The following is a 12,939-nucleotide window of genomic DNA, read 5'->3' as shown; positions in this document are numbered from 1 at the left end:
GACTACCTCGCTCTCAGCGCTTTGGTGACGGGTGCGCGCATGGCATTGACTGCCGGGATAAGCCCCGTCGCGAAACCGAGGAGCGCGATGAGGCAAACTGCCTTGGCAAGCACGGAGGCCGAAAAGACCAGGCCAAGAACCGGCCCAGCGGCGATGGCGGCGAGCTTTGCCAGAAGGAGACCGACAGAGCCTCCGATGATGAAAATCAACATCGTCTCGCTGAGAATGAGCCCGAGGATCCGCCGCGGTGAGAAGCCGAGCGTCTTCAGAACGCCGATTTCGAATGTCCGCTCGCGCACCGCGAAGACCATGGTGTTGACGACGATCATCAGCAGGGTCGTGAAGGCGGCACCGACGATGAGATTGATGATCAGGCCGATATCCGCATATTGGCGCAGAAACGCTTCAAGGAATTGCTTCTCCGATTGCGTGCGCGTCGGCACCGCGGAATTGGCAAACAGCGCATCGATGCCGACAGCCAGTTGACCGGGAGAGACACCATCCTGCGGCCGCACGATAAAGGCATCCACCGTATCGGCGTTACGCTCGCGAGCGGCATTGACGTAGTCGTAGCGGGCAATGATGAAATAGGTATCGGTGCTCGCAGTCTCGCCTTCGAAAATCCCGGCGATCTCGAAACGCCAGTCGCGACTGCCGTTTTTCATTGCCGTCTGGAAGGATGTCAGCGTGATGCGCTGACCGACGGACCAGCCTTGTGCTTCCGCCAAAGCGCGACCGACCAGCACGCGATCGCGCGCCGCACCGAGCGATGCGATCAGCTCCGCCGTCAGGCCGAGCTCCCTGCCATTAACGTCGGCTAGCAGCTGCGGCTCGACAGCGCTGACGGCCATGGCATTCTTTTCCGTACCGACGAAGCCGCGCAGACGCGCCATGTAGGCAACGGCTGATACGCCGGGCTGCGAAGCGATCCGTGAGAGATAGGCCATCGGCAGTGGCTGGTTACGCCCGGCGGCGTTCATCACACCGAGAATATTTTCGCTGGCACCGGCCGCCCCTTGCGTGCCGTTCACGAAGCTCGCCGTGAGGCCGTAGATCAGGAAAGCCACGATCACACAGAAGATCAGCAGCGAGGTCCGCAGCGGCTTTCGCCATGCATTCTTTCGGGCAAGACGAAGGAAGCTCATCAGGCGGCCCTCTTCTCTTCAACGAAATTCCCTTTGTCGAGATGCAGCGTCTGTCGGGCATGGAGCGCGGCTTGCGGGTCGTGCGTGACCATGACAATCGTCTTGCCCATCTCGCGATTGAGAAAGCCGAGCATGTCGAGGACATCATCCGCTGATTTTCGATCGAGATCACCGGTCGGCTCGTCGCAAAGCAGCAGATCGGGATCGGCAATGATGGCGCGTGCAATGCCGACACGCTGCTGCTGACCGCCGGACATCGAGGCCGGATACTGCTTGCCACGGCCCGCCAGCCCGACGAGATCCAATACCTTCTCGACCCGAGCGCGTCTCTCTCGGGCGGAAATCGGTTTCAGCAGAAGCGGCAGCTCTATATTCTCGGCCGCATTGAGCATGGGCAGCAGATTATAGAACTGGAAGACGATGCCCATATTGTGCGCTCGCCAGGAAGAACGCGCCGCTTCTCCCATCTGATCGAGCCGGGCGCTGCCAATGCGCAGTTCGCCGGCATCGGGACGGTCGATACCCGCCAGCATGTTGAGAAGCGTCGATTTTCCCGATCCGGACGGACCCATGATGGCGACGAAGTCGCCCTTCGGTATCACCAGATCGAGACCGCTGAAGATGGGGATCGCTTCGCCTCCCACCCGGTACCCCTTCTGCACGGCGTTCAAGACGATGTACGGCTCTTGCCTGACGATCTCTGTCATTGCTTGACGTCTCCTGATGATGTCTGGGGATTGGGGGCTGTGATGCGAATGCGCGCTGCCATGTTGGGACGGATTCCGGCCGGGGGTGCGGTGAGGGAAAGCCGAAGCGCGATGGTGCCCTTTTCGGATGAAGCGACGGGCGCGATCCTGTTCAGTTCGATAGCGAATGGCTTGTCGGGAAAGCCGTCGAGGACCGCCTCCCCGCCCATGCCGGGACGGATCGCGGCGATATTCGTCTCGGCCACGTCGGCATCGATCACCATGCTGCCGGTATCGACGAGCGTCAGAAGGCTCTGGTTTTCACGGACGCTATCGACACGGGCCAACATCGTGTCGCCAACGTGAGCGTTGAGCCGCGTCACCGTGCCGGCAAAGGGCGCGCGAACCGTCAATTCATCCAATTGCTCCTGAGCGATGCGAATGGCCAGTTCGGCTCGATGGAGATCCTGACGCGCCTGCGCCACGGCGTTCGAGGCGCTCTTCCAGGCAGTCTGGGCCTCCTCGAGCTCTTTTTGGGGTGCCGCCTGGCGAGAGGCGAGCGCTACGATGCGCCGCAGAGAAGCATCCGCCTGCATGAGCGCGATATCCTTCGCAGACAAAGCAAGATCGGCGGAAACCCTTGCCGCCATTGCCTGCTCGAGCGCGAAACGGGCGCTTGCATCGTCCAGAATGACCAGGACCTGGCCGGCCTCGACATGATCGCCGGCTTCGACTGGGATGCCGGTAATCCTGCCCTCATATTTGGAAAAGACGGCCGTGGACCGTGGCGCGACGACATAGCCCGAGCCGGTTATTTCGCGGGTCGGTGCAAAGGCAACCTCCCGCACAGACGGTGCTTCTGCATTGCCTGCCTTGGCTGATCGGATGTTCGTGGCCGGCGTTTCGGAGGTGACGGTATCCGCCCGCCGCTCATCTGGAAGCATAGCCTTGATGCCGCCTAGGGCATTCGGCCAAACAACGGCGGTGGCAACCGGCACGGCGACCAAGGCGACGAGGACGGCGGGTAGAGCGAGCCGCCGCGTAATTTTTCGCGGCGGCTCGGATTTATTTGTGCCGATTAAAGGCTCAAGAGAAAGCGACTTGAGCGTTTCGGCAAGTTTGCGGTCGTGTTCGGTGCTTGTGTTCATGCCGAACAGCATGGCCGACTAAGCCGTTAACTCGACCTCAAACACGTTTTCGACAGTCCTCGATCGCGATTTCGTACTTATGTCGAAGATTCAGGCGGGATTTTCTTTGCGCTCCCGCCATTCAAGCGGGGTCATCTCGGTGACACGGCGGAATTCGCGGTTGAAGTTGGATTTGGTCTGGAACCCCACTTCGAACATGATGTCCGTTACCGGCCTCTTTGTCTCTTCGAGCAGGCCGCAGGCCTCGGCCACGCGGAATTCATTGACATATTGCGAGACGTTTTTGCCGGTCGTGCGATTGATTGCCGTAGATATCTGCCGAGCCGGAATGCCGGCCTTACGGGCAAGGCGGTCCAGATTGAGATCCGGATCGCGATAAACACGCTTTGCTTCCAGCAAGGCCCGGATCGCGGTCATCGTATCCTTGTCCTCTGCCGTGTCGGGTTGCGATGGCGGCTCCGCCACCTCGGGAAAGCTGCGTCCACGGCTGGCGACCGCACCGGCAATCGACAGGATAATCAGCGCCCCAAGGTTTCCAGCGACTATCATGAGAACGGCATGCCTGCCCTCGGTCCACGCGAAATCGAGAGCAACAAAGACGTCCAGCGCAGCCGATAACAACAATGCAAATGCCGTGAAAACGAGAGCGCGAAAAACCCGTGGTGCGCTCTCAAAAGACGTCGTTCTGAGCGAGTCCGTCCCGGATCGCATCAAAAGCAGAATGGCAACGGCATAGCCGATGAAAATGAGTGGAAGCGCCACATCGATAGCGCCGCGCCAGACAATCACCAGAAGGGTGATCACAACAGCCGGAAGAGCATGCAACCCCAATCGTCGCCAGGATGAAGCCGAGGGTTTGCGGGTAAGCTTGCACGCCCCCAGATAGGCCAGCGGCGGGACGATCGCCGCGCCGATCGGCGCCACATATATGATCTCCCCTATGCCGTATCCCCAGCGCAGGCCGCCGAGAAACGATTGAAAAGCGCTCATCAATATCAGCGCCAGGAAGGGCAGGTTGCGCGGCGCTTCCTTCACGGAAGCCTGGTCGCTACCCTTCGCCACGACGGCAAACAGCACGAGGAGCAGAATGGCGACGACAAAGGGCAGAGGGATGAAAAGCATCAGAAACTTATATCAAGGAGAACCGGTGGACGATCAACCTCAGCCATGACTTTAATCAATATGTTCCGCGACCTGAATCACGTTAGAGGACGAGAAATCTCCCCTGTCGAAACCATTCCAATGAAAATTGGGCTTGCCTGATCGCGTTTTGCAACAAGGGATAACGGCCTATAATTCACGCGGCTGAATCAACTTTGCTTCTTGCCGCCTCGGCCGCCCTGATCCTTCGCGACGGATGAGGCGATCGATCGGATCTCCAGCCGCACGCAAAAGCCACTGGCGGTGTCGAAGAACGACACCTTTCCGCCGTGAATTTCCGCGGCCTTCTTCACGAGGTTCAGTCCCAGGCCGGCGCCGGACGAGCTTGTGTTGATGCGGCGGAACGGCTCGAAAACCCGATCCCGCTCCGATGGCGCGATGCCCGGCCCCTGGTCGCAGACATCGATCGTCCCGGCCGCCCCCACCCTGACGACGATTGCGCCCTTGCCGCCAGCGTGATCGATCGCGTTTCGAATGAGGTTCACGACAGCCATTTCGATCGTCGATGTCTGGATCACGAAGACAGCCGCCTCGGGACTCGGTTCGAAGTCAAAATCGTAACCGGCATCCATCGCCATAGGCGCAAGATCGGCGGCAATATTCTCGACCAGCAGGTTCAGGTCCTTCTGTTCCGCGCGCAATTCGACCGCGCCTATGGCCTGCATCTCCAGTAGCTGGTGCGCCACGCGGGAAAGGCGATCGATATCGTCCCGAAGCTGGCGGCTGACCTCGGCCTCGGGCAGAAGATCGGCTCGTGTACGCGCGATTGCGATCGGCGTCCGCAATTCATGGGCCGCATCGGCCAGGAAGCGGTTGTGCTGATTATATCCCTCATCAAGCTTGGAAAGGGCATGGTTGAACGCATCGACCATGGGAATGATCTCGTTCGGCACTTTCGAGCGGTCGAGGCGGGCCGACCGGTTTTCGAAATCGATCGCCTGTGCCTGCGTTGCCGTTTCCACCAGCCCGCTCAGGGAGCGCCCGACCGCACGCGGCGTAACGAGAAGGGTCGCCACGCCGGTGAGCGCAAGCATCGGGAAGACGGCAATGAGAATGATGGCCCCCATGCCCGGCAATACGGTCAGCCAGCGGATTTCCCCGTTGGCATCCTTTGCGACATCGACCCGCATATTGATCCAGACATTGAGGCCGTCATTCGCGAAACCTCGTTCGGTCGCCGCCACGAACTGCAGCCTGCCGACTGGCGTGTCCCGGTTCTCGACTGTCGCATGCATTCCGTTGCCGGCTTCCACCCGTGCTCTTTCGATCGTCCAGGGAAAGGCCTGCTGGAGAGGGACTACGGGTATCTGTCCATATTGGAAAACAGACCCGTTGGCGTCCCGGACCGCGAACCAGAGATCCGGATACCGCTGCTTCAGCTCGGCAATTTCTGGTGCGTCGGCGACTTGCAGTCGCCCGTCGGCGTCTCTTACCACATGCTGCGCAACGACACGCACCGCTTCTTCGTTGGCATCTTCCAGCTCGGGATTGATGATCCAAATCCAGCCCGCCAAAAGGACGACGAAGAGAACCAGAAGAAACGCCTGCAACATGATCAGGCGCCGTATCAGCCCCCATCGTAGCGACCGGCTGCGCTCCACGTTCATGCTTTCGCCCGGATCAGATAGCCGATGTTTCGCACGGCTCTTATCTCCGCCGCGGCACCGGCCTGAACGAGCTTCTTTCTGATCCGCGAAATATGAGCGTCGAGCGCATTCGATCCGATCTCGTCCTCAAGCGCATAAACGGCCTCGATCAGGTTTGATCTCGTGACGATACGGTTCGGGCGGCGCATCAATGCCTCCAGCACCAGATATTCCCGTCGCGGAAACTCGACGACCGATCCCGCAATGGAAATTTCATTGCTCCGGGGGTCGACGCTCAGATTGCCGAAATTCAGATATTTGTCGGAGATGGCAGGGCCTCGCCTCTGAAGCGCGCGCAACCGGGCAAGCAGTTCCTCAATGGCAAAGGGTTTGGCAAGGTAATCATCGGCGCCGCTATCAAGCCCGTCGACGCGATGGTCGATACTGCCGAGAGCGGTCAGGACAAGGATCGGCACCGGGTATTTGCGCTGGCGAAGTGCGGCGACCAGATCCAGTCCTTCACCATCCGGCAGGCGGCGATCCAGAACCAGGACATCATAGGTGCCAACGCGCGCCATGGCGTCGGCATCGGCGATGGTGCGGACATGATCGGCAAGCACATCGCGGCGCCTCAGCGCCTCAAGCAAAGCTCGAGCCATTTCCGGCTCGTCCTCAAGCAGCAAGATTCGCAATGGCTTCTCCTTGACGAGGACAGGCTCTTGCCATCCCCTTTCCCCACTCACATGCCAAAGATTGCGGCTACATTACATGTCGACTTCCGAGATGGAGCGCAAGCGGTGATAAAGGCGGTCTCGACTGGATGAATTATGCCGGGCGGTGGCGCGATGCGGTCAGCCTGCGCAAAAGTTGTTGAAGACTTGCCATTCGACCTCTAGTCGGTCTAATCCCGCCACAAATCAAACTTAGAGGTCACGCGACAGATTCGCCCGACCGACCTATTTACGCAAGCAATTCCCTGACGATACCCATGACCCGCATCTCATCCTCCCTATCCCGTCGCGCTTTTATTTTTGGCTCATTGGCAGCCTCCGCCACGCTGGCCGGCTGCACCACGGTGTCCGGTCCGCAAGGTGCCCCCGAAGACCAGGCTCGGCTGCAGACACCGTTGCCCGTAGCCCCACCCGTGAAGCCAGTGATCGAGCCTGTCGCTGCTCCCGTTGCCTCCCCGGAAATTGCAGCCCGCTATGCGCAGGTCCAGGATGGCGGCTTCACGATCCCCGCCATTCCCTATGAGAAGATCGATCCGAAATACCTCCGTCAACAGGTCACGGACCCCACGGGCGAGCCCGCAGGCACCGTCGTTGTCGATACGGTGGGGCGTTTCCTCTATCTGGTGCTGCCAGGCGGCAAGGCGATGCGGTACGGCGTCGGCATCGGCCGCGAAGGTTTCGCCTGGAAGGGCGAAGGCATCATCCACTGGCGTCAGCACTGGCCGCGCTGGAAGCCGCCGACAGACATGATTGCCCGTCAGCCTGGTCTGGAGAAATTCTCGGTTGCAAACGGCGGCATGGCGCCGGGACTGAAAAATCCCCTCGGGGCACGCGCGCTTTACATTTTTCAGGATGGCAAGGACACGCTCTATCGCCTGCACGGCACGCCGGAATGGAAATCGATCGGCAAGGCAACGTCGTCAGGCTGCGTGAGGCTCATCAATCAGGATGCGATCGATCTCTACGACCGCGTCCCGTACCACGCCCGGATCGTCGTTCATCAGACCCGCTTGTTCCGGTAACCTCGACCTGAGGCAGCGAAAGCGTGCGCCTCGGATCAAGGGATGGGCAACGCCTGCCTCGGGATCCATGCCTATTCGGGAGCTAACGCTCGTCCGTCTCATGCAACATTTGAAAAACTGAAGTGCCTGGCAAATAGCACAAGTATTAACCTCAGACGGCGGAATTGATCCTGCCGTCTGAGGTGTCATTCATGGACAGGCCCGCCAGTTGATAGCCGGCCTTCAATCCGTTTAGTGGTTCTTGTTCGGGCCCTTGCCGGTGGCGAAGCTGCAGGTCTTGATCTTGCAGTTCGGATCGTCACTCGTGGGGACGCTGGCGCTGGCCATCGCGCCCTGGCCGAGGCATGACATCGAATTCGTGACCGTGCGGTTGTACATCATCATGCCTGGATGGTGCGATGGGTATCGCAGCACGATCGACCCTTCCTGGGCAATCTTTTCATGCACGGTTGCACAGCTCATGGACTTGGAATTGTAGGCTGACATAGCCATGGCGTTGGTGGTGAACATCATTCCAACGGCCGCAAGTATGATAATCGTCTTCATGGGGCTTCCTTTAGTGGCACCAAATAGCGCTTAGAAAGGATGAGATATCCCTTCATTAGCTTTACATTTATGACAGTAAGCCGACTTCCCTTTGTCAGCTGCAGAGGTCGCGATCGCGAACGATCGCTCGGCAAGCTCGCGCGCCAGATGGCACGAACAGAAGGCCGCCAGCCTTGCACGGCACCCATTGGCATGGTGCAGGCCGAGTTAGGTTTTCCAATCTCGCCTCGGAGTGAGGCAAACAGGGCCCGATCCATCATCGGGCCCGATTTTCATGAAGGCCAAGCCGAGTTGACTAGTCTCAGAATGTCCGCTCGAAACGCAGGATACCGGAGACGGTGTCGTCGCCCGGCAGATCGTAGTGAACGTAAGTCAGTTCCGGCTCGACCAGAAGGTTCTTGACCGGATTGAACTTGACGTTGGTTGTGGCTTCGAAAATCTTCGAGTCGGTGTAGGCAAGCTGCAGGTTCCACTTCAGCTTGTCGTTGATCGGCACGCCAACGCCACCCCAGACTGCCCAGTCACCCCAGCCGCACTTCGCGCCATGCACGACGCCGTCGGAAGTCGTGCAAGCCGAAACGTTCTGGTTCGAGCCGGCATACTGGTTGAGCTTGTCGCCATCGGTGTTCCAGCCACCCATCAGGAAGGCAGTGAGGAAACCGAAGTCAGCGTCGACACGAGCCTTGATGGCGCCTTCTTCGACGATGGAGTCATAACCGCCGACGACCTTGAAGCCAAACATACCTGCCTTGTAGCCGAGACCGGCAACAACGTTCGGCGCATAATGGTCAGACTTGGACAGCTGCCAGTTCCCGCCATAGGCGCTGGTGGTGGTGCCGGAATTGCTGTCTTCGAGCGAGATGACACCCGTAAAGCCCGTGCCGCTGTCGTAGTTGTAGGTGAGCTGGTTCAATTCATACGGACCGTCATAGATGACGTCGTCCTGGATCACGTCGCCGGCATAACCGGTGAACTGGTTGTACTGCGAGTCGGTCTTACCGACGGTGAAACCACCGAGGGTGATATAGGCCCAGAGCAGGTTCGTCGTGGTGGCGCCGCCGTCATTCCAGTCCCAGCGAACGATGGTCTCCGTCTTCAGCGGACCGTATTCGGTGTCGGTTGCGGTGTTGAGGTTGAGTTCGGCGCGGGTATGCCACTTTGTACCAATGGTGCTGGCCCGATTGTAGGGGTCGTACCACTGACCTTCCGTGCGAACCTTGCCGCCCACTCTGAGGCAGGTTTCGGTGCCGGGAATGAAGAAATAGCCAGCGCCGAAAGCGTCGCAAATGCGAACATATTCCAACGGCTCCGGCTCAGCGGCGACGATGGCGTCGGCCGCGTGCGCACCGGATACTACGCACAGCGCAGCAGCGGAGCCGATAAGCAAGCTCTTGATGTTCATGGTAACTCCATTCTTCAAATGTACTTGTGCGATTGACGAACCTGGGGGGCCGCTCGACATCAAGTTTCAGTACCTAGTTTGAAGCTCAGCGTTTTGCTTCCATGATCAAAATGCTTTTGAGGCTGTGCTTTTACAACAACCCAGAAATATGTGACAAAACGTATATGCACCCTGTTGCAGAAACGACGCATCGACTTGGCCCAACTGGCCATTAAAGGGCATTTTTACGCTGTTTTCCGCAAAACCCGATGTCGACAGGACAGCGAAACCCTACAGAATTGTGACAATTCCGGCACTTGATTTCAACCTCAGATCGGCTTCGCGCTCATCTCATTTGTCGTGCAACCGGACAAAATCAACGTAATTTCGCTGATGCCTGCCCTTTGGGATTATTGTGCCAAGGTGCCGTCGACCATGATCTGAATGCGCCCATGGCTGCAGCGCTCGACGCGGGCTTCGATGCCGTAGATATCGGCAAGCATCTGCGGCGTGACGATCATCTCGGGCTCGCCATGGGCCATCAGATCGCCGCCCTTGAGCACGGCGACCGTATCGGCATATCGGAGCGCCAATGGAACATCATGAAGAACCGCAAGCACGATCGTGCCCTGCTCGCGGGCAAGGACTGTTGCACATTCCATGACGCGAATCTGATGCCTGAGATCGAGCGCGCTTGTGGGCTCGTCAAGCAGCAGTACATCCGGCCGACGCACGATTGCCTGGGCAAGTGCAACCATCTGGCGTTGCCCTCCGGAAAGCTCCGAGAGCAACTGCATCGAAAGGTCGCTGGCACCAAGTTGCGCAAGCGCATCATAGCCTTGGCGCATCGCCGCCTCGCGACCCATCAAGCCGCTGCAAGCGCTCATGACGGCCTCAATAACGGGCAAGGCAATGCCCGGCGGCTGCGATTGCGGCATATAGACGATCTTCTTCGCGCGCTCGACCCTCGATAGCCGTGCCAGATCGATGCCGTCGAACAGAACCTCGCCGGAAGCAGAGCCAAGCCCCGCGATACCGCGCAACAGCGTAGATTTGCCGGCCGCATTCGGCCCAAGCAGGGCAAGAACCGCGCCGCGCGGCACCGGCCCTAGCGAAAACGAGCGAACTACTTTCTTGCGGCCATAGGCGACCGCAAGCTTGCGAATGAGGAGGCCGTTGACTTCGCTCGTCATCGGCCTGGCCTTGCATTGAAAATCAGCACGACGAAGACCGGTACGCCGACAAGCGCCGTAACGATGCCGACGGGCACGACCAGCCCCGGCAGCACGGTCTTGCTGGCAATCGATGAAAGCGACAGCAGGAGAGCACCGATAAGAGCGCTCGCCGGCAGCGCGAAACGCTGATCCTCGCCCACAAGAAGTCGCGCTATATGCGGCCCGACGAGACCAATGAAGCCGATGGTGCCGACGAAGGCGACTGCCATGGCCGACAGGAGACTGACCCGCAACAGCGAGAGATAGCGCAGCCGCACGACATCGATACCGAAGCTGATCGCCCGCTCCTCGCCCATGCGCAAAGCCGTCATTCTCCCCGCCGAGGCAAACGACATCGGCATGACAACCACGAGCGCAACCGCGAGGATCGCGACCTTGTCCCATGTGGCGCGAGCAAGACTGCCGACGGACCAGAATACCAGCTGCTGCAATGCGTCCTCCGTTGCGACAAGCTGAAACAACAGCACCACGGCGTTGCAGCTGAAGACCAGAGCTATCCCCAGCAGCACCATCGTTTCCATGCTGGCGGCCCGCAAACGCGACAGCGCATCCAGCAGAAGCACGGAACCGAAGGCAAAGACGAAGGCAGCAACCGAGACCAGCCAATTAAAGGGAAGCCAGGACAGCGTGAGATGGAAGACGATGACCGTCGACGCACCAAGCGCTGCTGCCGAGGCGACACCGAGCGTGAATGGGCTGGCCAGCGGATTGTTGAGGACGACCTGCATTTCCGCTCCGGCAAGAGACAGCGATGCCCCGACGAGCAGCGCCATCAGCGCGAAAGGCAGGCGAACTTTCCAGATGATGGCGCGATCGGTCGGCGTGAGGTCCGCCGGATGGAAAATGCCATGAAGGAGGTTGGCGACACTCATGCCCGATGATCCCGTGACGAGATCATAGCCGAAGGAGGTCAGCAGCAACCCGAATAGCAAGACCATGATGATCAGGCGCCGGGCAACAAGGCGGCGATGAGCCGCCCGCGTCTCATCAAAGCCGGCTGTACTGCCGGCCTCCAGTTTGCTCCGAGGCGTTACGGAGGCGTCCATTCACCGGTGTCCCATCAGTTGGTCGCGCTGGGCTCTACCCAGTAAGTACCGGTGTTGTCGATGGCCAGGAGGGATTTTGCCATCTCCTGCTGCGTCCTGGCCGGATCGATATCCTTGAATAGTTCCGGATGGGTCCACTTCGCCAGAGCCTCTATCGCCACGATGTTGTAGGGCGAATTGTAGAAATCGTGCCAAAGACCATAGGCTTTTCGATCGCGGATTGCCCGTAAATCCCTGAATTCCGGGCGCGTCAGAACGCTATCGAGGCTCTTTTGCGCCGTTTCCTTCTCGACGCCGGCGCCGAGAAGCAGGCCCGGCGCTCGGTTGCCGGTGGCAATGTAAATATCCGGATCGGCATGGAGAACATATTCAACCGCAACATCGCCGATGGCGCCGGGCACGACACCGGCCGCGATATTACGCCCGCCGACGGCCGTCACGAACTGGCCGAGGCCGCCGTTGCCCGTCGTGTGGCCCGGTGCCTGCCATACGCCCGCCAGGAGCTCGACGAATACGCTCGGCTTCTGCTCATCCTTCAGGGAGGCGACGCGGGAGGTAATCAAGCCCAGATGTTGGGAGTAGAAGTCCGTAAAAGCCTTCGCTTCCGCCTGACGACCGATCGCCTCACCGATAAGCGCGATGCTCTTCGGGGTGTTCTCGATGGGAGAAACGCGGAAATCGACATAGACGACCGCGATACCGGCCTGTGCCAGCGTATCCGCGATCGGGCTATGAGCCTTCGGGCCCTCGCCGGCAACGCTGAAGATCACGAGGTCCGGCTTCAGGGCGAGAATGGTCTCAACGCTGACGCTGACCTCTGAGGTCTCGCCGATCACGGCGATATCGGCGACGGCGGGAAACTTCTTCTTGTAGGTATCGAAAGTGTGGGGATCGAGCTTGCGCAGATCATTCTGCCATCCGACGATCCGCTGGAACGGGTTGTCCCTGTCGAGCAGGGCCAGAGCATAGCTGAGGCGCCCTTCGCCGAGCACGATGCGCGAGACGTGATCGGGCACATTGACCTTGCGGCCGAGCACGTCGGTCACTTCGCCGGCATGCGAGATGGCAGGGAACACGAGGCCAAACAATACGAGGGCAAAAACACGCAACGCCTTAAACAGCGGGCCGGCAATCGTCATCAACTATACTCCCTGGCGGTCACGGCAGTCGGTCAAATGCCTGCTCGGGACCGTCTGCTATCGAAAAGGGGTCGGCTCGCCTCAAAAAAAGGCGAGACACCCGCAGAATGAGC

12 protein-coding genes are annotated in these 12,939 nt (G+C 59.5%); 1 reads left to right on the top strand and 11 read right to left on the bottom strand.

Going from position 1 to position 12,939, the window contains the following annotated elements:
* Positions 1-2 precede the first annotated feature (2 nt).
* The 6 genes from A6U86_RS29780 to A6U86_RS29755 all read right to left on the bottom strand — a co-directional run bounded on the left by A6U86_RS29780 (position 3) and on the right by A6U86_RS29755 (position 6,418).
* Entirely contained in the window at positions 3-1,145 is a 1,143-nt protein-coding gene (locus A6U86_RS29780) for an ABC transporter permease (RefSeq protein WP_068399200.1), read from the bottom strand.
* Positions 1,145-1,852 carry an ABC transporter ATP-binding protein gene (locus tag A6U86_RS29775; RefSeq protein ID WP_068399199.1) on the bottom strand — a complete coding sequence of 236 codons (708 nt, stop codon included), beginning with the start codon at positions 1,850-1,852 and terminating at the stop codon, positions 1,145-1,147. The genes A6U86_RS29780 and A6U86_RS29775 overlap by 1 nt, the downstream gene beginning before the upstream one ends.
* Positions 1,849-2,979 (bottom strand): efflux RND transporter periplasmic adaptor subunit, encoded by a 1,131-nt coding sequence (locus A6U86_RS29770; protein ID WP_068399646.1) that lies wholly within the window; start codon positions 2,977-2,979, stop codon positions 1,849-1,851. Before A6U86_RS29770 ends, A6U86_RS29775 begins: the two co-directional genes overlap by 4 nt.
* 90 nt (positions 2,980-3,069) lie before the next feature.
* The gene (locus tag A6U86_RS29765; protein WP_068399196.1) at positions 3,070-4,101 is read right to left on the bottom strand and encodes an AraC family transcriptional regulator; all 1,032 of its coding nucleotides are present in this window, start codon (positions 4,099-4,101) and stop codon (positions 3,070-3,072) included.
* A gap of 188 nt (positions 4,102-4,289) precedes the next feature.
* Positions 4,290-5,747, bottom strand: a complete 1,458-nt coding sequence (locus A6U86_RS29760) for a HAMP domain-containing sensor histidine kinase (RefSeq protein ID WP_068399194.1) — start codon at positions 5,745-5,747, stop codon at positions 4,290-4,292.
* Entirely contained in the window at positions 5,744-6,418 is a 675-nt protein-coding gene (locus tag A6U86_RS29755) for a response regulator transcription factor (RefSeq protein WP_068399191.1), read from the bottom strand. Before A6U86_RS29755 ends, A6U86_RS29760 begins: the two co-directional genes overlap by 4 nt.
* Positions 6,419-6,714: 296 nt before the next feature.
* On the opposite strand from A6U86_RS29755, the gene A6U86_RS29750 reads away from it, so the two are divergent.
* Positions 6,715-7,479, top strand: a complete 765-nt coding sequence (locus tag A6U86_RS29750) for a L,D-transpeptidase (protein WP_068399188.1) — start codon at positions 6,715-6,717, stop codon at positions 7,477-7,479.
* Between the two features lie 231 nt (positions 7,480-7,710).
* On the opposite strand, the gene A6U86_RS29745 is transcribed toward A6U86_RS29750, so the two are convergent.
* From A6U86_RS29745 to A6U86_RS29725, 5 genes are all read right to left on the bottom strand, one after another.
* Positions 7,711-8,025 (bottom strand): hypothetical protein, encoded by a 315-nt coding sequence (locus A6U86_RS29745; protein WP_068399186.1) that lies wholly within the window; start codon positions 8,023-8,025, stop codon positions 7,711-7,713.
* 301 nt (positions 8,026-8,326) lie between these two features.
* The gene (locus A6U86_RS29740) at positions 8,327-9,427 is read right to left on the bottom strand and encodes a porin (RefSeq protein ID WP_068399183.1); all 1,101 of its coding nucleotides are present in this window, start codon (positions 9,425-9,427) and stop codon (positions 8,327-8,329) included.
* A 389-nt stretch (positions 9,428-9,816) separates the two neighbouring features.
* Positions 9,817-10,599, bottom strand: a complete 783-nt coding sequence (locus tag A6U86_RS29735) for an ABC transporter ATP-binding protein (RefSeq protein WP_068399180.1) — start codon at positions 10,597-10,599, stop codon at positions 9,817-9,819.
* On the bottom strand, positions 10,596-11,687 hold the full coding sequence (locus A6U86_RS29730) for an iron ABC transporter permease (protein WP_083197028.1): 1,092 nt from the start codon (positions 11,685-11,687) through the stop codon (positions 10,596-10,598). Before A6U86_RS29730 ends, A6U86_RS29735 begins: the two co-directional genes overlap by 4 nt.
* A 14-nt stretch (positions 11,688-11,701) precedes the next feature.
* Complete coding sequence (locus A6U86_RS29725; RefSeq protein WP_068399177.1) at positions 11,702-12,826, bottom strand: ABC transporter substrate-binding protein; 1,125 nt, start codon at positions 12,824-12,826, stop codon at positions 11,702-11,704.
* Between the last annotated feature and the right edge of the window lie 113 nt (positions 12,827-12,939).

This window comes from Rhizobium sp. AC27/96, from assembly GCF_001692325.1.
Classification (GTDB): domain Bacteria; phylum Pseudomonadota; class Alphaproteobacteria; order Rhizobiales; family Rhizobiaceae; genus Rhizobium.
The sequence above is the reverse complement of the archived record's forward strand: the minus strand, read 5'-3'. Positions and strand labels throughout refer to the sequence as shown.

Bases quoted from the DNA above. Each gene is read 5' to 3' on its own strand.
- A6U86_RS29740 (WP_068399183.1), bottom strand. From the start codon at position 9,427: ATGAACATCAAGAGCTTGCTTATCGGCTCCGCTGCTGCGCTGTGCGTA.
- A6U86_RS29730 (WP_083197028.1), bottom strand. From the start codon at position 11,687: ATGGACGCCTCCGTAACGCCTCGGAGCAAACTGGAGGCCGGCAGTACA.
- A6U86_RS29775 (WP_068399199.1), bottom strand. From the start codon at position 1,852: ATGACAGAGATCGTCAGGCAAGAGCCGTACATCGTCTTGAACGCCGTG.
- A6U86_RS29735 (WP_068399180.1), bottom strand. From the start codon at position 10,599: ATGACGAGCGAAGTCAACGGCCTCCTCATTCGCAAGCTTGCGGTCGCC.
- A6U86_RS29760 (WP_068399194.1), bottom strand. From the start codon at position 5,747: ATGAACGTGGAGCGCAGCCGGTCGCTACGATGGGGGCTGATACGGCGC.
- A6U86_RS29750 (WP_068399188.1), top strand. From the start codon at position 6,715: ATGACCCGCATCTCATCCTCCCTATCCCGTCGCGCTTTTATTTTTGGC.
- A6U86_RS29725 (WP_068399177.1), bottom strand. From the start codon at position 12,826: ATGACGATTGCCGGCCCGCTGTTTAAGGCGTTGCGTGTTTTTGCCCTC.
- A6U86_RS29745 (WP_068399186.1), bottom strand. From the start codon at position 8,025: ATGAAGACGATTATCATACTTGCGGCCGTTGGAATGATGTTCACCACC.
- A6U86_RS29765 (WP_068399196.1), bottom strand. From the start codon at position 4,101: ATGCTTTTCATCCCTCTGCCCTTTGTCGTCGCCATTCTGCTCCTCGTG.
- A6U86_RS29770 (WP_068399646.1), bottom strand. From the start codon at position 2,979: ATGAACACAAGCACCGAACACGACCGCAAACTTGCCGAAACGCTCAAG.
- A6U86_RS29780 (WP_068399200.1), bottom strand. From the start codon at position 1,145: ATGAGCTTCCTTCGTCTTGCCCGAAAGAATGCATGGCGAAAGCCGCTG.